This is a genomic window from Chroococcidiopsis thermalis PCC 7203 (assembly GCF_000317125.1).
Lineage (GTDB): Bacteria > Cyanobacteriota > Cyanobacteriia > Cyanobacteriales > Chroococcidiopsidaceae > Chroococcidiopsis > Chroococcidiopsis thermalis.
In genome coordinates this window covers 3,850,037-3,876,714 of sequence record NC_019695.1, presented here as the reverse complement: position 1 = coordinate 3,876,714, position 26,678 = coordinate 3,850,037, and the positions used below count along the sequence as shown (strand labels likewise).

The 26,678-nt window shown below is 45.7% G+C and carries 16 protein-coding genes; 8 read left to right on the top strand and 8 right to left on the bottom strand.

Annotated features, from left to right (window positions below):
* The first annotated feature begins 147 nt into the window (after positions 1–147).
* The 3 genes from devC to CHRO_RS16990 all read left to right on the top strand — a co-directional run bounded on the left by devC (position 148) and on the right by CHRO_RS16990 (position 5,190).
* Positions 148–1,314 carry an ABC transporter permease DevC gene (gene devC / locus CHRO_RS17000; protein ID WP_015155471.1) on the top strand — a complete coding sequence of 389 codons (1,167 nt, stop codon included), beginning with the start codon at positions 148–150 and terminating at the stop codon, positions 1,312–1,314.
* Between the two features lie 4 nt (positions 1,315–1,318).
* On the top strand, positions 1,319–1,996 hold the full coding sequence (locus CHRO_RS16995; RefSeq protein WP_015155470.1) for a DevA family ABC transporter ATP-binding protein: 678 nt from the start codon (positions 1,319–1,321) through the stop codon (positions 1,994–1,996).
* 227 nt (positions 1,997–2,223) lie between these two features.
* Positions 2,224–5,190, top strand: coding sequence for a GAF domain-containing protein (locus CHRO_RS16990; protein ID WP_015155469.1), 2,967 nt, complete (start codon positions 2,224–2,226; stop codon positions 5,188–5,190).
* 97 nt (positions 5,191–5,287) lie between these two features.
* Here CHRO_RS16990 and CHRO_RS35065 read toward each other — a convergent pair whose 3' ends face one another.
* Positions 5,288–6,157, bottom strand: a complete 870-nt coding sequence (locus CHRO_RS35065) for an ArsR/SmtB family transcription factor (RefSeq protein WP_015155468.1) — start codon at positions 6,155–6,157, stop codon at positions 5,288–5,290.
* An 82-nt stretch (positions 6,158–6,239) separates the two neighbouring features.
* Complete coding sequence (locus tag CHRO_RS16980) at positions 6,240–7,295, bottom strand: aspartate carbamoyltransferase catalytic subunit (RefSeq protein ID WP_015155467.1); 1,056 nt, start codon at positions 7,293–7,295, stop codon at positions 6,240–6,242.
* Between CHRO_RS16980 and CHRO_RS34425 the strand changes: the two genes are divergently transcribed.
* Positions 7,294–7,428, top strand: coding sequence for a hypothetical protein (locus tag CHRO_RS34425; RefSeq protein ID WP_281168580.1), 135 nt, complete (start codon positions 7,294–7,296; stop codon positions 7,426–7,428). The two genes, CHRO_RS16980 and CHRO_RS34425, sit on opposite strands and share 2 nt — an antisense overlap.
* A 34-nt stretch (positions 7,429–7,462) precedes the next feature.
* Here CHRO_RS34425 and CHRO_RS16975 read toward each other — a convergent pair whose 3' ends face one another.
* Positions 7,463–7,828 carry a response regulator gene (locus CHRO_RS16975; RefSeq protein ID WP_015155466.1) on the bottom strand — a complete coding sequence of 122 codons (366 nt, stop codon included), beginning with the start codon at positions 7,826–7,828 and terminating at the stop codon, positions 7,463–7,465.
* A gap of 455 nt (positions 7,829–8,283) precedes the next feature.
* Here CHRO_RS16975 and CHRO_RS16970 point away from each other — a divergent pair, with 455 nt between their 5' ends.
* Complete coding sequence (locus CHRO_RS16970) at positions 8,284–9,477, top strand: 4-hydroxy-3-methylbut-2-enyl diphosphate reductase (protein WP_041462512.1); 1,194 nt, start codon at positions 8,284–8,286, stop codon at positions 9,475–9,477.
* A gap of 35 nt (positions 9,478–9,512) precedes the next feature.
* Here the strand turns inward: CHRO_RS16970 and CHRO_RS16965 are convergent, their stop codons facing one another.
* Entirely contained in the window at positions 9,513–10,160 is a 648-nt protein-coding gene (locus CHRO_RS16965; RefSeq protein ID WP_015155464.1) for a helix-turn-helix transcriptional regulator, read from the bottom strand.
* Positions 10,161–10,307: 147 nt separating this feature from the next.
* On the opposite strand from CHRO_RS16965, the gene CHRO_RS32405 reads away from it, so the two are divergent.
* From CHRO_RS32405 to gltB, 3 genes are all read left to right on the top strand, one after another.
* On the top strand, positions 10,308–10,463 hold the full coding sequence (locus CHRO_RS32405; protein WP_181245534.1) for a hypothetical protein: 156 nt from the start codon (positions 10,308–10,310) through the stop codon (positions 10,461–10,463).
* 355 nt (positions 10,464–10,818) lie between these two features.
* Positions 10,819–12,231: an argininosuccinate lyase gene (gene argH, locus CHRO_RS16960; protein WP_015155463.1), complete on the top strand. Its 1,413-nt coding sequence runs from the start codon at positions 10,819–10,821 to the stop codon at positions 12,229–12,231.
* 122 nt (positions 12,232–12,353) lie between these two features.
* Positions 12,354–17,057, top strand: coding sequence for a glutamate synthase large subunit (gene gltB, locus CHRO_RS16955; protein WP_015155462.1), 4,704 nt, complete (start codon positions 12,354–12,356; stop codon positions 17,055–17,057).
* Between the two features lie 248 nt (positions 17,058–17,305).
* Here gltB and CHRO_RS16950 read toward each other — a convergent pair whose 3' ends face one another.
* The 4 genes from CHRO_RS16950 to CHRO_RS16935 form a co-directional block, all read right to left on the bottom strand.
* Positions 17,306–18,634 carry a PAS domain-containing sensor histidine kinase gene (locus CHRO_RS16950; protein ID WP_015155461.1) on the bottom strand — a complete coding sequence of 443 codons (1,329 nt, stop codon included), beginning with the start codon at positions 18,632–18,634 and terminating at the stop codon, positions 17,306–17,308.
* A 550-nt stretch (positions 18,635–19,184) separates the two neighbouring features.
* Entirely contained in the window at positions 19,185–21,062 is a 1,878-nt protein-coding gene (locus CHRO_RS16945; RefSeq protein ID WP_015155460.1) for a CheR family methyltransferase, read from the bottom strand.
* Between the two features lie 10 nt (positions 21,063–21,072).
* On the bottom strand, positions 21,073–22,773 hold the full coding sequence (locus CHRO_RS16940; RefSeq protein WP_015155459.1) for a chemotaxis protein CheB: 1,701 nt from the start codon (positions 22,771–22,773) through the stop codon (positions 21,073–21,075).
* A gap of 303 nt (positions 22,774–23,076) precedes the next feature.
* Positions 23,077–26,655, bottom strand: coding sequence for a PAS domain S-box protein (locus CHRO_RS16935; protein ID WP_015155458.1), 3,579 nt, complete (start codon positions 26,653–26,655; stop codon positions 23,077–23,079).
* Positions 26,656–26,678: the final 23 nt, after the last annotated feature.

Below are 26,678 nucleotides of genomic sequence, written 5' to 3'. Positions count from 1 at the left end.
CGAATTAGGCGTGGTAAATCCACCCTATCCAAGTAGGAGCGAGTTTCTCGAATATCCCTGAAAAAACAAAGAGTTTTGCACTTAAACCCTTTCATACCCAAATCATCAGAATTTTACCAATTACCAATTACCAATTACCAATTACCAATGAGAAAATTCATTCAACGCAAAATTCCGTTAGCGTGGTTGCAATTGACTAGGGAAAAGCCTCGGCTGCTAGTTGCACTAGCTGGAATTGCCTTTGCTGATATTCTCATGTTTATGCAACTGGCTTTTCAGCAAGCTTTATTTGATAGTAACGTGCGTTTGCATTCTAGTTTAGATGGCGAAATTGTCTTAATCAACCCTCAATCTAACGCCATCAATTTTTTAGAAAGCTTCTCTCAAAGACGCTTATATCAAACTTTAGCACTTTCAGAAGTTGCATCCGTACATCCTATATATTTAGGCTTGACTGAATGGAAAAACCCCGAGACTAGAGCGCTAGCTGAGGTTTTAGTTATTGGAACTAATCCCAGAGATAAAGTTTTCAATTTACCAGGGGTACAACAAAATATAGAAAAAATTAAATTGCCCGATGTCGTCCTCTTCGATCGCGGTTCTCGACCGGAGTTTGGCGCGATCGCTTCTGAGTTCGAGCAAGGGAAAAAGATTACAGCCGAGGTAGGCGGAAGACGAATTAAGGTAGGAGGAATAGCTGAATTAGGAGCATCTTTTGGTTCTGATGGAAATTTGATTACCAGCGACCAAAATTTTTTGCGCTTATTCAAAGATCGAAAGTATGGCTTAATCGATCTAGGTGTCATTAAATTAAAACCAGCGGCAAATGCTGAGATAGTTTTAGAAAAGCTAAGGCAATATTTACCTGATGATGTCAAAGTTTTTTCTAAACAAGAATTTATCGATTACGAAAAAGACTACTGGGCGCGCAGTACTCCAATTGGCTTTATATTTACCTTGGGAACAATTATGGGTTTCATTGTCGGAACCGTCATCGTTTATCAAATTCTTTATAGTGAAGTTTCCGATCATTTATCTGAATACGCCACTTTGAAAGCAATGGGATATACGCAAACCTATTTATTGTTAGTCGTTTTTCAAGAAGCTTTGATTTTAGCCAGTTTGGGTTATGTACCTGGGTTCGCTTTTGCAATTTTACAATACAATTTAGCTAGAAACGCAACTTTGCTGCCAATTTTTATGACTGCTAGTCGAGCAGTCATGGTATTTCTATTAACGGTTCTCATGTGTTTTATTTCTGGTTTTATTGCGGTGCGTAAACTACGTTCTGCCGACCCAGCAGATATTTTCTAAGCAAATGAAAAAAGAACCTGCGATCGCTATCCATAATCTCAATCACTACTACGGTAAAGGGGCGCTTAGAAAACAGATATTATTTGATATTAATTTAGAAATTAACCCTGGAGAAATTACCCTTGTAACTGGAGCATCAGGATCGGGTAAGACGACATTACTAACTTTAATTGGCTGTTTGCGTTCCGTGCAAGAAGGAAGTTTAAAAATTTTAGGCAAAGAACTTTTTGGTACGAGTGAAAAGCAGCTAGTAAAATTTCGTCGGCAAATTGGTTATATCTTTCAAGCTCACAATTTATTAGGATTTTTAACAGCAAAACAAAACGTACAAATGTCAGTGGAATTAAACCGCGATCTATCTCCATCATCTGCTGAGGCTAGATCGACAACTATATTACAGACTGTAGGTTTGGGTCATCGAATTGATTACTATCCAGACAATCTTTCTGGAGGACAAAAACAACGAGTTGCGATCGCGCGTGCTTTGGTAAACCATCCAAAAATCGTCCTAGCAGACGAACCTACAGCCGCATTGGACAAGCAATCGGGACGCGATGTCGTCGAACTCATGCAATCTCTAGCTAAAGAACAAGGATGTACTATTTTGATGGTGACTCACGACAACAGAATTCTCGATATTGCCGATCGCATTGTCGATATGGAAGACGGTCGTTTAACCTAAAAAATTGCCAACAAACAAATAAAGAATCGACAACCATATTGATAACCAGCGACCGATTAAAGCGATAGGCTATTTTTAAGTCAAAAGTTAAAAGTCAAAAGTTAAAAGTCAAGACTGTTAACAACTGAGCATGAATTATCCCAACTGATAACTGACACCTGACAACTTTGTACAGACGTTACATGTAACGTCTGTACTGATAACTGGTAACTGACAACTGAAAGAATATGCCTAAGACTCAAGATCCCTTTCCTCAGTCCAAAAATGGTAAGGCAAATTCTAGTAACACTCTGGGGACAGAATCTCATCAAGGGGACTTGAAGAAAAGTAACACGGTACGACCAATTCAGCAGATGCGATCGTGGAATTTGAAATTGAAAGCAACGATCGCGGCTGTTGTTGCTAGCGCCCTTCCAGCACTAGTAGTTGGTACGACGAATTACTTGGGAACTCAGGCAATTCACAAACAAGTTACTCAAGCCAGAGAGCAAAATGTCACTGAGTTAACCACAACAGAAAATGCCCTGCAACGGCAACTACAATCGCAAGTCCTGGAAACTGGATTAATCGCAGCTTGGGCGGCGGCGATCGCATTTTTTTTAGTGCATCGTGCCATTCGTCCAGTATTAGATGCTACAGCAGTTTCTACTAAATTAGTCAATAGATTGAGTCAAGAAGATCTAGATGCTCGCGATCGCGTTGCTGGTCAAGACGAATTAGTTGCCCTAGAGTCAAATATCAGTGCGATCGAACAACAATTGCCAAAACTGTTATGGCAGCAAGAAGCTGAAGCCGAACGTGCCAGAATCTTGATGAAGATCGCGCACCAGATCGGGGAATCGCTATCGGAAGCAGATGTCCTTAGAACGACTGTAGAAGAAGTCCGTAAAGCCTTTAAAGTCGATCGCGTCGCGATCTTTCGCTGTCATAATGACTCTTTATGGGATGGAACTTTTGTAGAAGAATCGGTAGCATCGAGCTATCCCAAAATGCTGTGGGCGACAATCGATACAAACTTTTTCCAAGGAGAAAACATCGAGTTATATCGCCACGGTCGCGTGCAGGCAATTGATAATATTTATCAAGCGGATCTGCCTGATGCTCGGATTGGACTACTAGAGAGATTCGCGATCGCGTCACAATTGAGCGCTCCAATCATCAAAGACAATCGGCTATATGGCTTATTAATCGCCAATCAGTGTAAGCAGTCACGCTCCTGGCAGCACTCGGAAATCGATTTAATTGCCCATGTAGCAACACAAGTCGGGTTTGCGCTCAAACACGCTGATTTGCTCGAACAAATAGATACGAAAGCCAAGCAAGCCAAGCTATCGATCGATATTACCCGTCGCATTCGAGCTTCGCTCAACGAAGAGGATATGCTTAAAACTACCGTTGAAGAAGTCCGTAAAGCGATGAAAACAGATCGGGTCATCGTTTATGGCTTTGACTTCAATTGGTACGGTACGGTTATCGCTGAATCAGTCGTACCAGGGTTTCCCAAAGCTATGTGGGCGCAAATTCAAGACCCGTGCTTTGCTGAAGATTATGTAGATAAGTATCAGCAGGGTAGGATAAACGCGATCGAAGATATCTATGCTGCTAATTTAAGCGAGTGTTATTTACAACAACTCGAACCATTTGCAGTCAAGGCAAATTTAGTTGCACCCATACTCAAAGACGATCGCTTATTTGGTTTATTGATTGCCCATGAGTGTGCTAAAACCCGTCATTGGCAGCAATGGGAGATCGATTTATTTACCCAGTTAGCCGCTCAAGTCGGATTTGCCCTCGACCATGCTAGGTTGTTACAACGTATCGATGCTGAGGGTTCTCGCAGCCAATTACTCGCACAGGTAACGCGCCGAATTCGAGCCTCGCTCAACGAAGAGGATATTCTCAAAACTACCGTTGAAGAAGCCCGTAAAGCGATAAAAACAGATCGCGTGCTGGTGTATGGTTTTGACGCTGACTGGTACGGTACGGTCATCGCCGAATCGGTCTTACCAGGATTTCCCAAAGCTATGTGGGCGCAAATTCAAGACCCGTGTTTTGCACATGGTTATGTTGAAAAATATCAGCAGGGAAGGGTAAACGCGATCGATGATATCTATGCTGCGGATTTGAGCGAATGCTATTTGCAACAGCTAGAACCGTTTGCCGTCAGAGCGAATTTAGTTGCCCCGATTTTGAAGGACGATCGCTTATTTGGTCTGTTAATCGCTCATGAGTGTGCCAAGCCGCGCCATTGGCAGCAATGGGAGATCGATCTATTTACCCAGTTAGCTACTCAAGTCGGATTTGCCCTCGACCATGCTAGGTTGCTCAACCAAATCGATCGAGCCTATCAAACGGCTACAGCGACATCTCAAGAGGAACGCCAGCAAAAAGAGGGACTTCAGCGTCAGATATCAGAACTGCTGCGAAGTAGCCAAACCTCTGTCAAAACTCTTTCCCAAGAAGCGATCGCTCAAATGGATTCGGTTACACTTGCCTACGATCGCGTCCAGGCTGTGGCTCAAGTCACGGAAAAAATCGTTGCTACCGTTCAACAAACAGAACGGCAGGTTGAGCAAGCCAAGCCAACAGTAGAAACTGGCGATCGGGTTGTCAGTCAAGCTGTAGATACGATTGTTGCTGCCCAATCGGCAATTATAGACGTTACCCAGAAGTTAGATCGCCTCGATCGCGCCACTCAAAAGCTACCGAGGATGATGGAGACGATCGCTCAGGTGATGTATCAACTTCAGTTGCAGACGATGAATATTAAGTTTGCTGTCTCCCGCACTAGCAACGGCAGAGGTGAAGAATTTACTTCTATGTCAGAGAAGATACTCTCTTCACTTCAGCAATTGGAGACAGAATTTAGCCAAATTAAACTTTTGGTTGCCAACATTCAAGCGGAAACAAAAGAAGCCGCGATCGCAATTGACGGTTCGGAAGCAATTTTCAATCCGCAATTAAGGGCAGAAACTCAGCAAAAGCTAGATCGAATTGTTGCCTTCAGCCTACAGATGATTGCCTTTTTTGAACAAGTTTCTCAAGTTGCAGCTAACCAGTCAGAAGTTTCAACTTCAGCCGAGCGAGCTATTGTCGAAGCAGCAAGCATCGCTACCAAAACTTCAGCCCAAGCAATGGCAATGGCAGAGTCTTTAACAAAACTCGCCGCCGTCACTCAAGAGCGATCGCAATAGGTAATTGGTAGTTGGTAGTTAGTAGTTGGCGAGAGGCAAGAGGTTTATTAATTGTGAATTGTGAATTGGTAATTCTTCCCCTAGCCTCTAGTCTCTCTCAATTGCCCATTTCCGTTCTCAACTGCTGTTCCAAATTTTGCAGATCTACGCCTAAATTTCCCAGCACTATTACCGCCATTCCTTGCCCTTCACGGAGAATTCCTAGTAATAAGTGTTCCGTACCAATATGACGATGTTTGAATTCTCGTGCCTCTGTTAGGGCGAGTTCTAAGCATTGTCTTGCCCTTGGGGTAAAGGGAATTTCTGGCGGCGAACCCGTGCCTCTACCAATTCTTTTTTCTACTTCAGCTCTAGTATTCTCAAAATTGACTCCCATTGCAGTCAGAACTCTTGTAGTCATTCCACTTTGTTCGCCGATTATACCGAGTAATAACTGCTCTGTACCGATATAATGATGTTTTAAACGCTTCGATTCGTACTGAGCCAAAATAATCGCTTGAATTGACTGTTGGGTAAATCTTTCAAATCCTATAGGTAGAGCAATTTTATGAAAGACACTGCCGAAAAAACTTTCTAGCGATCGCAAAAATCCTTCAAACATAAATCCTGCCTGAATAGATTCATTGTGAATTAATTCCGCAGTCTCGTAAGCCTTATTTGTAGATAAAGCCTGTGGGCGAATACTGCAACCGTTGTACAAAAAGGACAATAAATCTTCCATCGTTGCGGCATTGGCTGAATACCAGAGAAACTGTTTATCGCGTCTGGAAGTTACTAAACCCTCATGTCGTAACTTTTCCAAATGGTGCGACAAGGTGGAATTAGGAATATTCAGCACGGCTTGAACTTCCCCTACCGTTTTCCCTTCTGGATAAGCAGCAAACAGCAGCCGCATAATTTCCAACCGAGGTTCCGATCCCAGCGCCGCAAAAATATCTGCGTACTGAGCCGTATCTTTGTTTTTCATATTTCTAGTTTAATCGAAATAAAAAGAATGTCAATAGATTCGACCAAACTACTTAGCCCCCTTTTTAAGGGGGTTGAGGGATCTAAACCTTACCACCACCCATGAGATATAACAGCGCCATCCGCACCGCTACCCCACTCGTCACCTGCTGGGAAATTAGACTGAACTGGGGATCGTCCATCAGATCGGAACTAATTTCTACGCCACGATTGACAGGACCTGGGTGTAAAACTTTAACATCAGGTTTACAAAGTTGTAGGCGATCGCGCGTAATTCCAAATAACTGATGGTACTCTCTAATACTGGGTAAGAGGTGCTGCGCCATGCGTTCCCTTTGCAACCGCAGCGTCATCACAAAATCTGCATCTTGTAATGCGGGTTCGATTTGCCAATGTAAAAATAATTTGCGATTTGGCTGACAGTTTACAGTTGACGGTTGATTATGGTTTCCCCGATCTCCCTCACTCCTCGCTCCTCGCTCCTCACTCCTCGTATCAACGAACTCCCCAAACATCTGCGGTAACAATGTCGGTGGTGCAGCAAGGTGGACTTCTGCCCCGCTAGCGGTTAAGCTCCAGATATTCGATCGCGCTACCCGTGAATGAAGGATATCCCCGACGATCGCAATTTTTTTCCCCTGTAACAGTTCCAAGCGCGGACGATCGGGATCGAGCAGAGTGCAAATTGTAAATAGATCGAGTAAAGCTTGAGAAGGATGTTCGTGCTGTCCGTCCCCAGCATTCAAGACTCCGACGCGGACATTCAAGCGATCCATTTCAGATGCGATCGCTTGAGGAACTCCCGCTTCTCGATGGCGGATCACCATCATATCGGTTCCCATTGCCAAGTAGGTTTTTGCCGTGTCTAATATTGTTTCCCCCTTCGTCAAAGAAGAGGTAGAGGCGGTAAAGTTTAGCGTATCTGCCGATAAACGTTTGGCTGCTAATTCAAAACTGCTGCGGGTACGAGTCGAAGATTCAAAAAATAAATTCGTTACCACCTGTCCTTGTAAGGTTGGGACTTTCTTCGTCCGCCGCGTCAACACCTCTCGAAAACTTGCAGCGGTCTGCAACACCGTGTTGTATTCTTCCGGCGTAAAATCTTCTAGAGACAAAATGTGATGGCGATTCCAGATCATGGGGAGCGATCGAGCGCACGAGCAGGGAAGGACAAGGGGGACACGGGGGACAAGGGAGACAAGGGGGACAAGGGGGACAAGGGGGACAAGGGGGCGAAGGGGGACAAGGGAGACAAGGGGGACAAGGGAGTAATTCCAGCCACTAATTACCAACTACCAATTACCCATTACTCACTTAAGAGATTGTTAATTGCCAAGAGCAATTCGTTTAAGTTTACTGGTTTATGAAAGTAACCGTCAGCCCCTTGTTGTAAAGCACGGCGACGAGTTGCCATATCTGCTTCAAATGAAAGAAACCAAATAGGTATACTAGCTGTAATCGGTTCATCACGCAACTGTCTTAAAATTTCGTATCCATTTTGTTCTGGCAGCTCCAGTTCGCAAATAATTAAGTCTGGCTGTTCTCCTCTGGCTAATTGTAAGCCCGAGCGACTATTATCTGCGGTCAAAACCTGAAAGTTATTCAAGGCGAGAAAGTCAGAAATTAATAGTAGAGAATATGCATCATTATCAATTACTAGAATTTTCCTCACTGCTATCTCGCGATAAACTTCATTTCAGAACAGAATTAGTATTTGCCCTAACTAATTTGGAGATTTTGACTGCAATCCCCAGTAGTTCGTAGTAATTACGGACTTGTTTTTACAACTTTGTAACGCTATAACTATTGTCCTACAGTATCATATTATACCTAAATTTTACTAAGCTAACTTTTTGAGTAATGGATAGACAGTCCAAATCTATTAGCAGGTCAGGTGCTATAATGGATTGCTTCAGATTTTCATCCGCTTTAAACTAGTAATAAACTTCACAAAGAGCGTGGGTAAATTCTCTTCTACACGGATGCGATCGATTAGATGATAAACAACGCGGCAATTACGATGAGTTGATGTAGCAGTCCGATTGGTACATTAGAGCGATCGCGCTTTGAGAAAGGTAGCTAAACAGCTTACGATCGAGAATAGAGACGCTTATGGGGAAACACTGCATGGATACGAAAGCTTTTAAACGATCGCTCCAACACTCGGAAAACTACCATCGTAAAGGGTTCGGTCATGAAGCTGAAGTTTCTGGGATGTTGCAGTCGGAATATCAAAGCAATCTGGTGCAGCAAATCCGAGATAATGGCTATACTCTGCAACAAGGTGACGTAACGATCCGCTTAGCAGAGGCATTTGGTTTTTGCTGGGGGGTAGAACGAGCTGTAGCAATGGCATACGAGACGCGCCAACATTTCCCCACGCAGCGGATCTGGATTACCAACGAAATCATCCACAATCCCTCTGTTAACCAGCGATTGCAGGAAATGCAGGTTGGGTTCATTCCAGTTATTGCCGGAGTCAAAGACTTTTCAGTTGTAGAATCGGGAGATGTGGCGATCCTACCTGCTTTTGGGGCTAGCGTGCAGGAAATGCAGCTGCTTCAAGAGAAAAATTGCAAGATTGTCGATACGACTTGCCCTTGGGTTGCTAAAGTCTGGAATACTGTCGAAAAGCACAAGAAAAGCGAGTATACCTCGATTATTCACGGCAAGTACAATCACGAAGAAACAATTGCCACCAGTTCTTTTGCAAATAAGTATTTAGTCGTGCTAAACATGGCACAAGCCGAATACGTGTGCAATTACATCTTGAATGGTGGTAATCGCGACGAATTTATGGCAAAATTCAGCCGTGCTTGTTCGGCAGGATTCAATCCCGATACAGATCTCGAAAAAGTTGGGATTGCCAACCAAACCACCATGCTCAAAAGCGAAACTGAGCAAATCGGTAAACTATTCGAGCGCACGATGATGCGAAAGTACGGTCCCGATACACTCAACCAACACTTTATCAGCTTTAACACCATCTGCGATGCTACTCAAGAACGGCAAGACGCGATGTTTCAGTTAGTTGAAGAAAAGTTAGACCTGATGGTCGTCATTGGTGGTTTCAACTCTTCTAACACGACTCATTTACAAGAAATCGCGATCGAGCATCAAATTCCCTCGTATCACATCGACAGTGCCAACCGAATCGGTACAGCAAATCAGATCGAGCATCGCTTACTTAGTGGCGAGATTGTCGCTACAGAAAATTGGTTGCCCAGTGGCAAAATTACCGTAGGTATTACCTCTGGTGCTTCCACACCCGATAAAGTTGTGGCTGACGTGGTAGAGAAGATTTTTGCGCTCAAAATGTAGAGACGTTACATGTAGAGACGTTACATGTCATGTCTCTACATTTGTTTGATTCGATATACACAACGCCGTCCGCCTGCAATTAAATGTTCGGTACGGGCGATCGCCACGTCTTCACCTAGAGTCGATTGAAAGACTTCTAGTTCTTGGCTGCACAGTCCCGTGCAAGCTGTGGCGGCGGCGCAGATCGGACAGTGATTTTCAATTAAGAGAAATGAGCCGTCTGAGAGAGATTCAACGTCTGCCATGTACCCCTCGTCGGTGCGTAGGTTCGCTAGGGTTTCTAGCCGCTGCTGAATACTGCTAGTGGTATGAATCTGCTCTCGATATGCCTCAATTTGTTGGCGAGTTCTAATTTCTAGCAACCGTTCTAATCCCTCCGATCCAAAAGCTTCTGTGACTGAATTGATTAAACTCAACGTTAACTCGGCATATCCGTGCGGGAAAAAGCGGTCTGCTGCGGGTGTGAGTTGCCACAATTTTGCCGGACGACCCATCGCCCGTTGTTCTTCCTGATAGGTAACTAGTTGCTCTTTTTGTAATGCATATAAATGTTGACGCACTGCCATTGCTGAGATGCCAAAATGAGAGGCAAGCGCCGCCGCATCCATTGCCCCCTCTTGTTTTAGTAGCTTAACAATCGCTCGTCTTGTACGAATGTTTTGATTTTGTGACTCGGTTTTCATGGGGATAAGGGCAGGAGGCAGAAAGTAAAGAAAAGTCTTTACAAAGTTGGCTTTGTCTTTTAAACTCTAGTTTATAACGAAATATCTTTAGAAAGTGAAGGCAAGTACGGATTTCGTATTGCATGATTTACGTGATTTTAAAAGATTTTGCCAAATAAAATTGCTGGCGATCGCAATTCAGATGGTAGGGGCGCTTTCTCTGTGCGCTCCTACGAACCATATGTATTCCATCTGTTATTCGGAGTCAAAAGGATGAATAGAGAAATTCAACGCATCAATCCAGTCGGGTTATATAACTTTTGATTTTTGCCCCAAACATGGAACACCTCTAGAGAGTGACTTGCCTGTGACAAAGCACACAGTTTCAGGTATTAGCTGCAAAATATATTTATGAAGAACTGCAAACTAAATTTTCAGTTTTTCTGTCTTGTTTGGAAAAACTGTATTTTTAAATACAGTTTTTCAGTTTTAATTATGCGTTAGCTGAAACGACAAAACTATTAACTAATAATCCTTCTAAAACCCAAAATCTAAAATCCAAAACTGGCAATGTTAGGGTTCATTCACAAAATATTCACAGCTTTTTTTTAGAGTCGGAAGTAATTCTGTAACGATTGCAATACATCTTCACACTTAGGTAACACAGGGTCAAGGAAAGTTGAATACGCACCTCCCGAAATCAGCAGCAACCAACCAAACTTGGAGTCAGCGATTTGAAACGGCTTTGCATCCCGCGATCGCCCGTTTTAACGCTAGCATTGGCTTTGACATCGAATTGATTGAATACGACCTGACAGGTTCGATCGCTCATGCTCAAATGCTGGCGCATACAGGTATTATTACCCAAGAGGAAGCGCAACAACTGGTATCGGGTTTAGAACAAATTCGCCAAGAATATCGTAACGGACAGTTTACGCCTGGAATTGAAGCAGAGGACGTGCATTTTGCGGTAGAACGACGCTTGACAGAAATTGTAGGCGATGCGGGGAAAAAACTGCATACAGCGCGATCGCGCAACGATCAAGTCGGTACGGACATTCGCCTTTACCTGCGTCACCGAATTCAAGAAATTCAAGCTCAAATTGAGCAAATGCAAACGGTTTTGCTCGATTTAGCAGAACAGAATATAGAAACGCTGATTCCTGGCTATACTCACTTACAACGCGCTCAGCCTCTAAGTTTAGCTCACCATTTGCTAGCATATTTCGAGATGCTACAACGGGATAAAGAAAGACTTGGTGATGTCTATAAGCGAGTGAATATTTCTCCTTTAGGTAGCGGTGCGTTAGCTGGAACTACCTTCCCTATCGATCGCCATTACACGGCGAAATTATTAGAATTTGATGGAGTTTATGCTAACAGCTTAGATGGTGTAAGCGATCGCGATTTTGCCATAGAATTCTTAGCAGCAGCAAGCATCATTATGGTGCATTTGTCGCGACTATCTGAAGAAGTAATTTTGTGGGCATCAGAAGAATTTAGTTTTGTCAAACTCAAAGATAGCTGCGCGACTGGTTCTAGTATCATGCCGCAAAAGAAAAACCCTGACGTGCCGGAATTAGTACGGGGTAAAACTGGGAGAGTTTGCGGACATTTACAGGCATTATTGGTACTGATGAAAGGTTTACCTTTAGCTTACAATAAGGATTTACAAGAAGATAAAGAAGCGTTATTTGATGCCGTTCGTACCGTTAGAGCAAGTCTGGAAGCAATGACAATTTTGTTTGCTGAAGGATTGGAGTTTCGGACTCCGCGCCTCGCTCAAGCAGTAGCAGAAGACTTTTCTAATGCTACAGATGTCGCCGATTATTTAGCTACAAAAGGCGTACCATTTCGAGAAGCTTATAACTTGGTAGGTAAGGTCGTCAAAACCTGTATCGCCACAGGCAAACTTTTAAAGGATTTAACTTTAGCAGAATGGCAAGAATTACATCCAGCATTTGATACTGATATATACCAGGCGATCGCTCCTCATCAAGTCGTTGCTGCCCGTAATAGTTACGGAGGTACGGGATTCGAGCAAGTACGAAAAGCATTAGCAACAGCACGAGAGAAAATGCAGCAGTCGTAGTAGGGGCGGGTTTCCAAACCCGCCCGTACGGGAGTCGGGGAGAAGAAAACTGAGGAAGCAACTACCAACTACCAATTACCCATTACCCATTACCAATAAAAACATCATTTTAGGACTAGTCTATGGATGGCAAGCGTATGAATCGAGATCTACATAATACAAATACTATTGAATCAGTGAATTCCTACGTGGAACCTAGATGGCTAGTAGAAGAAAGAGATGCGTGTGGAGTTGGACTGATTGCCCAGCAGCAAAATATTCCCAGCCACGGTATCGTAAGTGCAGCACTCAAAGCACTGGGATGCTTGGAACACCGAGGTGGATGCAGCGCCGATAACGACTCCGGTGATGGTTCGGGAATTTTAAGCGCTATCCCGTGGGAACTGTTTCATGCTTGGATGAAAGAGCAAAATATTGCCATTCCACCGCAGGAAAACACGGGAATTGGAATGGTATTTTTACCCCAAGAACCACAACAAGCCCAAACTGTTAGAGAAGTCATCGAACAAGTTGCTACTGCTGCTGGACTAACAGTCTTGGGTTGGCGAGTCGTCCCCGTAAAACCAGAAATTTTAGGTATTCAAGCACGGGAAAACCAACCGCAAATCGAGCAAATAATTGTCAGTTCCGAGCTAACAGGCGAAGAACTGGAACGACAACTCTATATTACCCGCCGTCGCATCGGTAAGGCGATCGCGCAACAAACTCAACTTCAATGGTCGGAACACTGTTATATCTGTTCCTTCTCCTGCCGTACCATCGTCTATAAAGGTATGGTACGCGCCGAGGTCTTGGGCGAATTTTACCAAGACTTAACGAACCCTGCTTATCAAAGTGCTTTCTGCGTCTATCATCGCCGCTTCAGCACCAATACCTTACCCAAATGGCCCCTCGCCCAACCGATGCGCTTGTTGGGACATAACGGCGAAATTAATACGCTACTGGGTAATATCAACTGGATGCGGGCGAGACAAGCTGACTTGAACCACCCTGTATGGCAAGGGAATTTGGATGCCTTGAATCCAATCGTACAGCTTGATAATAGCGATTCTGCTACCTTAGACAACGTATTTGAATTGCTGGTGCGTTCCGGTCGCAGCCCCTCGGAAGCCTTGATGTTGATGGTTCCCGAAGCTTACCAAAATCAACCAGAACTAGCACAATATCCTGAAATTGTAGACTTTTACGAATACTTCAGCGGTATCCAAGAAGCTTGGGATGGTCCCGCCTTACTCGTATTCAGCGATGGCAAAACTATAGGAGCTACGCTAGACCGCAACGGCTTGCGTCCGGCGCGATATGTCGTGACTAAAGATGGAATGCTGGTGGTTGCTTCCGAAGCTGGAGTGGTAGATCTCAAAGAAAGCGAAATTCTGGAAAAAGGTAGACTCGGACCAGGACAAACCATTGCTCTAGACTTAAACAAAGGTAGCATCCTCAAAAACTGGGAAGTCAAACAGCGCGTTGCCAAAGCACATCCCTACGGCGAGTGGCTGAAACAATATCGCGTGGAACTAGGTAAGGGCGCACAGCTGTGCGCCCCTACAGAAACCGCAAACCAGGACAACGGTAACGGTTCTTCCCCTCACTCCTCACTCCTCACTCCTCACCCCTACAACGACAGACAAACTCTCCTGCGTCACCAAATCGCCTTCGGTTTTAGCAGCGAAGACGTAGAAATGACAATTCAGCCGATGGCGGCGGAAGGGAAAGAACCGACATTTTGTATGGGTGATGATATTCCCTTAGCCATCCTTTCAGGCAAGCCGCACCTGCTTTACAACTATTTCAAACAGCGGTTTGCCCAAGTGACTAACCCCGCGATCGATCCGTTGCGGGAAAGCTTAGTCATGTCATTAAAAGTAGAATTGGGCGCTCGTGGTAACTTGCTCGACCCGCAAGCGGAAGATGCCCGACGCTTGCTGTTAAATTCTCCCGTATTACAGCAAGCAGATTTAGAGGCAATTACCCAATCAGGTTTTGAGTGCGCCACGCTTTCGACGCAATACGACATTACTACGGGTCCCGCAGGACTGGCAAAAGCTGTAGAAAAGCTACAAGCTGATGCAGTTGCAGCCGTCAAAACTGGCAAGCAAATTTTAATCCTCAGCGATCGCACGCCCAATCCAATTAGCGCCGAAACTAGCTATATTCCGCCCCTGCTAGCCGTAGGAGCAGTACACCACCACCTGATCGGAGCTGGAATGAGGATGAAAGCTTCGCTAGTCGTCGATACGGCACAATGTTGGAGTACCCATCACTTTGCCTGTCTGATTGGCTACGGTGCATCTGCTGTATGTCCTTATCTCACCTTAGCCGCAGTGGAAAGTTGGCATGGCGACCCGAAGACCCAGCAGATGATGGAACGGGGTAAGATGACGAGCTTGGCGTTACAGCAAGCTCTGGCTAACTACCAGAAAGCGGTGGAAGCAGGTATTTTGAAGATTCTTTCCAAGATGGGGATCTCGCTGCTATCGAGCTACCAAGGAGCGCAAATCTTTGAGGCGATCGGCATCGGACACGATCTACTCGCGATTGGATTTTACGGCACGACATCACGTTTGGGCGGTTTGAGCGTTGAGGAATTGGCAAGCGAAGTGCTATCCTTCCATACTCGCGCCTTCCCAGAAGTGACGGTGAAGAAGCTGGAAAACTTCGGTTTCGTCCAGTACCGTCCAGGGGGCGAATATCACATGAATAGCCCCGAACTGGCAAAAGCATTGCACAAAGCCGTTGCTAGTCCAGAGAATCAGGATCATTACAATATTTACAAAAAACACTTGCAAAACCGTCCGTTAACTGCTTTGCGGGACTTACTCGACTTCCAATCCGATCGCAGTCCCATCTCGATTGAGGAAGTCGAACCAGCTAGCGCTATTGTCAAGCGCTTCTGTACGGGTGGCATGTCTCTAGGTGCATTATCGCGGGAAGCGCACGAAGTATTAGCGATCGCCATGAACCGGATTGGTGGTAAATCTAACTCTGGTGAAGGCGGAGAAGATCCAGTTCGGTTCAAGGTTCTAGAAGATGTGAGCGAAGGGCGTTCCTCGCTGCTACCGCATCTCAAGGGTTTGAAAAATGGTGACACAGCATCCAGCGCGATCAAACAGGTTGCTTCCGGTCGATTTGGCGTGACACCAGAATATCTGATGAACGCCAAGCAGATCGAAATTAAAATCGCTCAAGGGGCAAAACCAGGGGAAGGCGGACAACTTCCAGGCAAAAAAGTCAGCCCCTACATTGCCATGCTGCGCCGTTCTAAACCAGGAGTCACTTTAATTTCGCCGCCACCCCACCACGATATTTATTCGATTGAAGATTTGGCGCAGCTAATTTTTGACTTGCACCAAATTAATCCCAAAGCTCAAGTTTCGGTGAAATTGGTCGCAGAAATTGGCATTGGGACGATCGCGGCGGGGGTAGCTAAAGCTAACGCCGATATCATTCAAATATCCGGTCACGATGGTGGTACGGGTGCGTCACCCTTAAGTTCGATCAAACACGCGGGTACGCCGTGGGAATTGGGACTGACGGAGGTGCATCGATCGCTAATGCAAAACAGTCTGCGCGATCGCGTAATTCTGCGCGTTGATGGCGGAATTAAGAGCGGTTGGGACGTGTTAATGGGTGCGTTAATGGGAGCAGAAGAATTCGGCTTCGGTTCGATCGCCATGATTGCCGAAGGTTGTATTATGGCGAGAATCTGCCATACCAACAATTGTCCTGTGGGTGTTGCTTCCCAACGGGAAGACTTGCGCCAGCGTTTCCCAGGGATTCCAGAACACGTTGTCAACTTCTTCTTATTTATCGCGGAAGAAACACGTAGCTTATTGGCACGGTTGGGATATCGTTCTATCGATGAAATTGTCGGTCGCGCTGACTTGCTGAAAGTTAGGGAAGAAGTGCGCTTGACGAAGACAAAAACTCTCAACCTCGACTGCATTACCAAGTTACCCGATACGAAAAGCGATCGCGCTTGGTTGTCGCATGAAAACGTCCACAGCAACGGACACGTATTGGATGATGAAATTCTTGCCGATCCAGAAATCCAAGCCGCAATTCAAAATCAATCTGCCGTTAGCAAAACCTATAATGTCGTCAACACCGACCGTACCGTAGGCGCGAGAATTGCAGGGGCGATCGCTTCCCTTTATGGCGATGATGGTTTTGAAGGACAACTCGACCTTAACTTTACGGGTGCGATCGGACAAAGTTTCGGTGCATTCAACTTATCGGGAATGACTTTGAAACTCGTCGGGGAAGCCAACGACTACGTAGGTAAAGGGATGCATGGTGGCGAAATTGTCATCACGCCTCCTCCAGAAGCTAACTATGCAGCGGCTGATAACGTTATCGTCGGTAACACTTGCTTGTATGGGGCGACGGGTGGAGTACTTTTTGCTAACGGAATCGCAGGCGAGCGTTTTGCAGTCCGTAACTCCAAAGGCGTTGCAGTCATTGAGGGTGCGGGCGATCACTGTTGCGAGTACATGACTGGTGGTACGATTGTCGTCTTGGGCAAAGTTGGCAGAAACGTCGGTGCGGGGATGACGGGTGGATTAGCTTACTTCCTTGACGAAGAGGGGAATTTCTCGGAGTTAGTCAACCACGAAATTGTCAAGCTGCAAAAAGTCAGCTCGCCTGCGGGAGAACGACAGTTACGCCAGCTGATTCAAACGCACGCCGAACGCACAAACTCTGCAAAAGCGCAAGCTATTCTAGCGAATTGGTCGGAATATTTGCCTAAATTCTGGCAAGTCGTACCACCTTCTGAAGTTGATACGCCGGAGGCTGTTGTGGGTAAAGAGTTGAGTTCTGTTAATTAAGGGAGTCGGGAGTCGTAGGGGCGGGTTTAAAAACCCGCCCGTACAAGAGTCGGTGGGAGTTCTGCGTTTGAAGTTGAAGATCTCGATCCCCCCTAGCTCCCCTTTTGAAGGGGGGAAATCATAGCCCCCTTGTGTTTGAAGTTGAAGATCTCGATCCCCCCTAGCCCCCCTTAACAAGGGGGGAACCAATAGCCCCCTTTTGAAGGGGGTTGGGGGATCTCCCAAGGACTGTGCATTTTACCCGATGTCTATTGCTGTCCAACCTGACGGGGTAACTCGACGTAAAATGTCGTGCCTTCACCTAGTTGACTTTCAACCGAAATTTTTCCTCCCATCATCTTGACTAGGGAATCTGTAATTGCTAATCCCAGTCCCGTACCTCCATGCTGGCGGGTTAGAGTTTGGTTCCCTTGGCGGAATGGTTGAAAAATCGATTGCAAGTCTTCTGGAGCAATACCAATTCCCGTATCTTCTACCGCGATCGCAATTCGGTCTGAACCTAATTCCCACACCCTAACTTCAACCTTACCCACTTCAGTAAACTTGATGGCATTCGATAGCAAATTGAGTAAGATTTGCCGCAGGCGAACGCTGTCATTAGTAATTATGGAGGATTGAATAGCAAACGATCTCTGTAACTCCAAATGCTTCTGCTCGGCTAAACAGTGCATTTCTTCTGTTGTTGCTATAACTAAATCGACGACATTTAAAGGCTCTAATTTTAGAGTCAGCTTGCCAGCCTCAACTTTAGAAAAGTCGAGAATATCCTCAATTAAAACTAACAAATGCCTTCCACTACTAAGGATACGCGACACCATATTTTCTTGGTTGTGAGGCAAGGCACTTTGAGTCTGACGCAGTAATAACTGAGAAAACCCCACGATCGCATTTAAGGGACTGCGTAGCTCGTGAGACATAATTGCCAAAAAATGTGCTCTCAGCTTTGCGGCTTCTTGTAATTGCAAGTTTTGCAGTTGAATGGTGCGAATCGTTGCTTCCGCCTGTTTGCGGGCAGTGATATCTCGGATCAGCCACCGCCATCCCATAGGAATACCACTTGCATTGTACATGCTTGATACCGTCACGGCAGCATCAAAAGCTACAGCATGGCGCGGACAAATTGTCAGTTCCCATTCTTGCATCTGTTGCATTTGAGACATTTTTTGCAACTGAGTGCGAAAAACTTGTCGTTGGTCGTAGGGAACGTAGCTAATCAGAGGTTTACCGACTAAGAATTGCTGTGGTACGTTGAGTAGCTTTGCAGCAGCGCGGTTAGCTTCGCGAATTTTTCCCGTTGCATCTGTCACAATGTAGCCATCGGGAGCAAACTCGAATAAGTCTAGATAACGCTGGCGCTCGATCTCAATTTGATTCTGAGCGATCGCCAATTCTTGATTTTGGGCTAATATTTCTTCTTCTGCTACATGCAATTCCTCTAGAGTTATCCGTAGTTCTTCTAGCGATTGTTCTAGCAATTCTGCCCGTTGCTCTGGCGATGCTACTTTAGTGCGCTTGTATAGTTGGGCTGCCTGTTTATATGTGGTTTCTATTTTTTGATTAAATAGCCTCGCGTCCATTTTACACCTCCACCAATCGAGATTGCAGCAGCGGGTTGACCATATATTGTATGGCGATCGACCTTTGAGCTAAACCTATTCCTCTAAGGGTAGAAACAAGGTAGTGATTTGACTTGAGATTAACGGTGGTGTGAAATAAAACAGCGGGCAACAATATACACATGGTTTTTAAAAAATTCTGTCAAAATTGCTGTTTTTTGGTAATTTTAGCTAATCGACTGGCTTGAATTGGTGAAATCAGGTATTATTTTTAACGCGAAGGTTTTGAGGCAAATGCAATATTTCAGCAATAACATTAATATAAGTAAAGGAATGTATGTACGCTAGCCAACATTATTTTCTTTTCACTTTTATACTGCTATTCACTAAAAAAATAGCTAATAAAGTGATTCTCTCAAACCTACTGAAAGGAAGAGAATAACTCAGTCAAAAGCTTTATTTATAGCCTTTTTCAATTCGATGAAATACAAGATCTGTAGGGGCGCACAGCTGTGCGCCCCTACGAATGTATCGCATCATAACGAGAATCGCTATAAACAGTTATCAGTTGTCAGTTATCAGTTATCGAGGAGTCACTGGTCACTGACCCTTGTTCTTCCATCAACATGATGACCCCGTGAATTCCTTGCCGATAATCCATTAAAGGGGTGAGAGTGACTTTACATTGGATCGCCTTACCGCGCCGATTGATTGCATCTAGAAACACTTCAATAGAGCGAGATTCTCCCGCTAGGCAAGAGCGAATTTGCTGTCGCATCTGCCCGACTGGTAGACCGATATCCAAGTTTAAAAAATGTTGTCCTTCAACTTCGTTACTGCGCAAGCCCCATAGATCTTCAGCTTTATTATTCCAAACTTGGACTTGCAGTTCGCGATTCACGACTACCACTCCACCGCGAAGACTGGTGAGGATCGACTCTAGAAAGGCGTTGACTTGATTCAGTTCCTCGCTGCGCAATCGCAGTTCTTCATTAATTGTCTGCAATTCTTCGTTGGAAGATTGCAGTTCTTCATTCATGGTTTCCAATTCTTCATTAGTCGATTGCAGTTCCTCGTTCGTTGTCTCCAGTTCTTCATTAGAAGATTGCAATTCTTCGTTGGTTGTCTCTAATTCTTCATTGGTTGACTGTAATTCTTCATAAGCCATTTCCAATTCTTGATTGGAATGTTCTAGTTCCTCTTGCAACCGCCGAGAGCGACTGACATCGATAAAAACAATGCTGCATCCCAGCATTCTCCCGTTAATATCTTGCAGGAGCGATATTTGTACGTCAAAATACAAAGTCTCTCCAGAGGCAGAAATCCACTCTACCTCTGTTTGGTTGACAGCACGCCGTTCGGCATAGGCTTGCTCGATCCGAGAGCGCAGTTCTAGAGGGCGATAAGAAATTTCCAGGTCTTGCAGGGGACGACCCAAATCTCTAGGGTGAATGTTAAATAAGTTGCGGGCGCGTTCGTTAGCTAATGTGAGTAGTCCATTGACATCGATCGCTATCTGTGCGGTGGGATTGAGGTCAAATGCCGTGTCCCGAATGCGGACGTGGCTAGCTAAATAATTGGCTTCGTCATCGACGTGATTGTTACCCATAAGCAACAAGCGATCGCGCGTATTTCCTTTAGGAACTTTAATAAAAATTCGGCGCTTCAAATCGACTGGCGTGAAAGAATCACCATGACTGAGCAACATTTCCGCTTTACCTAAAAATAAGAAGCCAGCATCATTTAAAGCAAAGTGAAAGCGGGCAATAATTCTCGATTGAGCTTCAGCATTGAAATACATCAACGTGTTGCGGCATAACAACAAGTCAATGCGGGAAATAGGTGCATCTTGTAACAAGTCATGACGACCGAAAATCACCGAACGGCGGAGGTCTTTACGAAAAGTATAAACACCATTGGAATTCTCAAAATAAAGTTCTAACATTTCCGGCGGAACGGAACTCACCTCTCGTTCGTTGAAAGTAGCGTGGCGGGCTTGGTTGAGCGCTTCTTCATCCACATCTGTCGCATAAATTTTGACGCGCTGACGCAACTGCTCGACTCCCACTGCTTCAGCCATCACCATTGCTAAAGTGTAAGCCTCTTGTCCCGAAGCACAGCCAGCACTCCAAATCCGAATTGGTTCTGTAGGTTCCTTGCGGGCAGTAATTCGAGGCACAATTTCTGTCGTCACGTAGTCCCAGGTAGCGCGATCGCGAAAAAAGGACGTGACATTGATCAAAATTGTGTTGAACAAAAGGACGAATTCCTCTGGCGCTACCTCTAGGCGATCCATGTAATCGCTGAAGTTCTCAAGGTCGAGTGCCTGCATTCGTTTGCGCACTCGCCGCATCAAACTAGAACGCTTGTAACCTGTAAAATCAAATCCGCGATTGCGTTTAATGTAGTTAATTAATGCTTCAAACTCAGCATTAGCCTCATCCGTCATTCCTCATCCCTCATCCCTTCACCTCAACTGCAACTAGTTTTACTAAGGTAGGGGCAATCTCGTTTAAAGGTAAAACCAGATCGACAACGCCAGTATTAATGGCTGCTTCTGGCATTCCCCCAAATTCAGCACTTTTGTAGTCTTGAACAATTACAGTTCCGCCCATTTCTGCAATTGCCCTGACTCCCATTGCACCATCGCTACCCGTACCCGTCAAGACAACTGCGATCGCCTGCTGTTTAAAACTAGCGGCTACCGATTCAAAGAGTAAATCTGCTGAAGGACGGACAAAATGTACGAGTTCTGAATGAGTCAACGACAAGCTACCATCTGCATTGACCAGTAGGTGATGGTCTGGCGGCGCAATGTAAACTTTTCCCGTACGCAAATAATCTCCCGGTCGAACTTGTACGACGGGCATTTTTGTGCGACGGCTGAGAATATCTGCCATCATGCTAGGGTAGTGAGGGCTGACGTGCTGAACTACAGTAATAGCAGCTGGAAATTCTGTTGGTAATGCCGATAGAACTTGGCTCAGAGCATTCAATCCTCCAGCAGAGGCACAGATTGCTACAACTTTCTGAGGCAGCGAGGAGGAGTCTTCCACGGCAGGATGTTTCATTTCTGCTTCAGGAGTACCTCCCGAGGCTGTAATACTCTGCGATCCTACCACCTGTCCATTCGCTGTTGATGTGTCGCTGCCATTACTTCCGTTTCTCAAGATCAGTTGACGCACTAAAGTCGCCTGTTGATGTGCGATTCGCGCTTGTTCTTCAAACCGTCTAGAAGAATAAGTTTGCTGGCGATCGCGGGCGCGGTTTCCCAATCGCTCTGTCAGGGCAGCTTTTTCTTCTAATGCCCGCAGTGCGTTCCACAGTGCCTCTTCCAATGACTCTGACTGAGCGGCAAGCAAACTATCTGTAGAGTAAGCGTGACCCGTGCGACAGCGGAATCGGACGAGCTTGCCTTCATCCAGTTCCCACAGCACGCCACCGCAATCTGGACAACCATATGGGGAGGGTCTGCCAGGGCGATCGGGGTTCTGCATCGCATTTAACTCTAGTTCTGCCATGTCAGCCTCCATCTCCATATCATCAGATACACCTGTTGTTTCTGTTGCTACAGGTTGGCGAGCTAGCTCTGCGATCGAGGCTGCTATATTTACCACAGGTAAAATGCGATCGACTTCTACATTTTCAATTGCACTGCGGGGCATTCCCGAATACATTGCCTCTTCAGGGTCTTGGACGATCGCCACGCCGTCTCGTTGCTTCACCGCCATTAGTCCTGCTGTGCCGTCATCTAGCGTCCCCGACAAGACCACACCCACAACCCGTTGTCCGTATGCCCGTGCTGCCGAGCGAAACAGTGGGTCTACCGCAGGGCGATGACCGTTTTCTTTGGGACCGCGAGCTACAGTAATCGAGCCGCGTTTGATGAGCAAGTGGCGATCGGGTGGTGCGACATAAATTTTGCCATATTCGATCGGCTCGCCATCTTCAGGATGTAATGCCTTGAGTGAAGATTGTTGCTGACGCTTAGCGATCGCCCGATTGAGAATTTTCGGGAGAATGCTATAACCTTCAGAAGGAATGTGCAGCACGACAAAAATTGCCGCTGGTATATCCGCCGATAAAAGGCTCAGCAGTTGAGACAGCGCTTCTACCCCACCAGCAGAAGCACCGATTACAATTATGTCGTGTCCAGGCATTGATTAATTAGGGAGCAGGGAAGAGGGACAAGGGGGACAAGGGGGACAAGGGGGACAAGGGGGACAAGGGGGACAAGGGGGACAAGGGGGAACTCGCTCTTCCCCACGACCGAAGGGAGTGGGGACAAGGGGGACAAGGGGGACAAGGGGGACAAGGGAGCGATCGAACTAAGTTCACGCTAACAGAATATTGAACTAATAGCTTCATTCTTTAGAGAGTCGGGAGTCGGGAGTCTGGAATAAGTGGTGCGTGGTGCGTGAATCAATTTTGAATTTTGAATTTTGAATTTTGTCCCCTGCTTCCTACTCACCAGTCACTGTCTTCGGTAACTCAACGTTAAATGTCGAACCTTTACCTAATTGACTTTCAACTGAAATTTTGCCTTGCATCATGTGGACTAGCGATTTGGTAATTGCTAAACCTAAGCCAGTTCCACCATGTTTACGGGTTATCGTTTGATCGACTTGACGAAATTCTTCAAAAATATGATCTAGTTCCGATGTAGCAATGCCTATACCAGTATCCTTGACACTCAGCATAAATTGCGTATTTGAAAGTTCGCAAGTTTTGATTTCTATACAACCAGATTCAGTAAATTTAATTGCATTAGAAAGTAAGTTGACTAATACTTGACGCAGGCGGTTACTATCATTAACAATTGTCACATTTTCTGTTTGCAAATCGACATGTATAGGTAACTGCTTCTGCTCCGCTAGAGGTCTAAGTTCGTCAATAGTTGATGAGACCAGACGATCTAAGCTAATTAATTCTAATTGCAGTTCTAGCCGACCTGATTCAATTTTAGATAGATCGAGAATATCGTTAATTAAAGCAAGGAGATGTTTGCCATTACTCAAAATGCGATCGATCATGCCAGATTGAGTTGCAGACAAAGCCGCAGAACGCTGACGTAACAAAACTTGCGCAAAACCAATCACGGCATTCAAGGGCGTGCGTAGTTCGTGAGACATGGTGGCGAGAAACTGAGATTTCAGCCGTGCTGCTTCGATCAACTGGAGATTTTGCTGCTCGATCCGTTGTCGAGTTAACTCTAATTCTCGATTTTGCTGGGCTAAAGTCAAATTTTGAGCAGCTAGGCGTTCTTCCCGTTCCTCTAAAGCCTGGATTAAACGGGCATTTCCGATCGCGATCGCCGCTTGTTCTCCTACCGCTGCCATTAAATTTTGGTCTTCAGGATCGAAAGCATCAAGATTTTGCCAATTTCCCACCACCAATACACCCAAACGCTCTCCATTCACCGAAGCGATCGGCACTGCATACAAGGAACTAGGAGCCAAAGAGAATTCGGAATTCGGAATTCGGAATTCGGAATTAAATTCTCCTCTTCCCCCTTGTCCTCCTTGTCCCCCTTGTCTCCCTTGTCCCTCTTCCCTACTCCCTGCGCCCTGCGCCCTTCGCCCTCTAATCAACCGCGCTTTCCCAGTCTCAAATACCTGCCTCAAGACTCCCAAGTCGGGATCGAGAATTTCGGTTAAGAGCAATCTTTCCTTGCCAATACCTGCTGTGGCAGAAGTTTCTAATTCGTCAGTCGCAGAATTGTAAGTGGCGATCGCGGCAAAATCTGCATCGGGGATTCCATCACAGACAGCTCCGACGATAACGTGTAGTAGCTCGGATACGTCGGTTAAGCGTTGGTTGAGCAGGTTGCCAATCCGCTGCAAGACGCGCAGTTGTTGCTGCTGTTCGCCTAAAATTACGATCGCCTGACGCAGATTTTCGCCAATTTCATTCGCCTCTTGGTAAAGCCGCCCGTTATCTACTGCTAACCCAGCTCGACGACCGAGATCCTCGGCAAATATTAAGTCGGCATTAGTATAGACTCGCTGTGACTCAGCTGCCACAAAACTAATTGCTCCAAGCGTCCTACCGCGCGCTTGAATTGGGACGCACAGCGCCGATTTCATCTGAATTTGACGTAAACTCTGCAAATGGTCGCGATCGCGGGCGAGATTTTGGAGTAAGCGATCGTCGATCTCTGGGTATAAAACTGACTCCCCAGTATGGATCACCTGGGATACGCCCAACGTACTATTTGAACTAACAGGATAGTGACAAGCTAAGGCTTCTAGCCACCGTACCTGAGATAATGCGGAATGAGCCACGCTCACTTGCCGGATCGAGCCGTCTGCTTCGAGAATGTGAATGCTACACCAATCTGCTAGCTGCGGTACGATCGATTGAGCTAGGTTATTCAAAATAGTTTGATAGTCCAGAGAAGCAGCCAGAATGTTGCTAGCTTCAACTAGGAATCGTTCTTGATCTTCAATCCGTTTGCGCTCTGTAATATCAACAAACGCTCCGATACTGCCTCGGCATTGACCTTGCTCGTCAAACAAAGGTGCGGCGTTGCCAAGTAATTTGACTGGGGGCGTACCTTCTTTGGTTACTAAGTCTAACTCCACATCCAGCACTGGTTTACCGCTGCTTGCTGCTTGTTGCATGGGTAACTCGGAAGCAGGAATTTCTTGACTTTGACGGAAGACTTTGTATGTCGGTCGTTCTTCTAATGGCGCGCTTTTAGAAGCGTTAGCAGTTGATGATAGCCCCATTAGCTTTGCCATTGCTGAGTTGACGCGAATATACTGGCATTTCGGATCTTGGGCGATCGCAATTCCCAGGGGAATCACGTCGAGCAGCGTTTCCAACTCATTGACTCGTCGCGCCAAATCTCGGTTGAGGCTAATAATTTCGGCTTCCGAACGCTTGCGATCGCTCAAATCGACAGTAAAACAAATTGCCGTGTCGGGTGACTGCTCTACAACTGCCGCACCTAATAGTATTGGCACTCGCGTTCCGTCTTTACGGATATACTCTTTTTCATAATAATTAAAACTACCAGCCGTGCGCAGTTGTTCGATGACAAGTCGATTCTGCTCGGCATATTCTGGTGGGGTCATTTTTTGCCAGTGCAACTTTCCCGCTTTTAAGTCCTGCTCAGTGTAACCCACCATTTGTAGAAAAGCTTGATTTGCCTCAAGAATTTCTCCACTCAACTTTGTTAATATCACACCTACGATATTTGTTTCCGCCAAGCGCTGGAACCGAGATTCGCTAGCTTTAAGCGCAGCATCCAGCCTTCTACTCTCCGTGATGTCGCTCACAATTCCCGACATTCGGTACGGATAGCCGCGAGCATCTCTTTGAGCTTTTCCCCTAGCCACGCAATGACGATATTCCCCAGAGGAATGCAGAATCCGAAACTCAGCTTCGCATTTTTCTCCGTGTAGCAGGTGATTTCTAACTACAGTTTTGATCTCGGGTAAATCTTCTGGATGAATTAAATCTAATAGTGCTGTGGGGGTGTGAGTAAATTCTGCCCGCTCGACCCCAATAATTTCTAATAACCGATCGTTACAATAAACTTCATCGGTGGTACAGTACCAATCCCACACCCCATCATTAGCAGCTTCTAGTACTAATCGATAGCGTTCCTCGCTTTCTCTTAAAAGATTGCTTGCCTCTTGAGCTGCCAATTCTGCTTTATGCAAGCGAATAGCATTGCGGAGAGTCTGGCTTAGTCCCTCTACCGACAGTTTAGATTTCGACAAATAGTCATATGCCCCCGCTTTCATTAGCTGGACGGCGATTTGCTCATCTCCTTGCCCTGTCAATACCACCAAAGGAACGGTAAAGCCCAAAGAGCGAATTTGTTGTACTAAACTCAAGCCATCGCCATCAGGCAAGCGATAATCTAAAAATACGCAGTCAAACTGCTGCTGTTGCAACTGGGCGATCGCTTCAGCACAGCCATTTGCTTCTGACAAATCCATCTTCACCCCAGCAGTAACTAGCGTTCGCCTCACTGCCATGCGATCGACTTCATCATCATCTACAACTAGAATTTTGACTGGTTCTTCCATAAAAATCAGGAATCGAGAGTCTG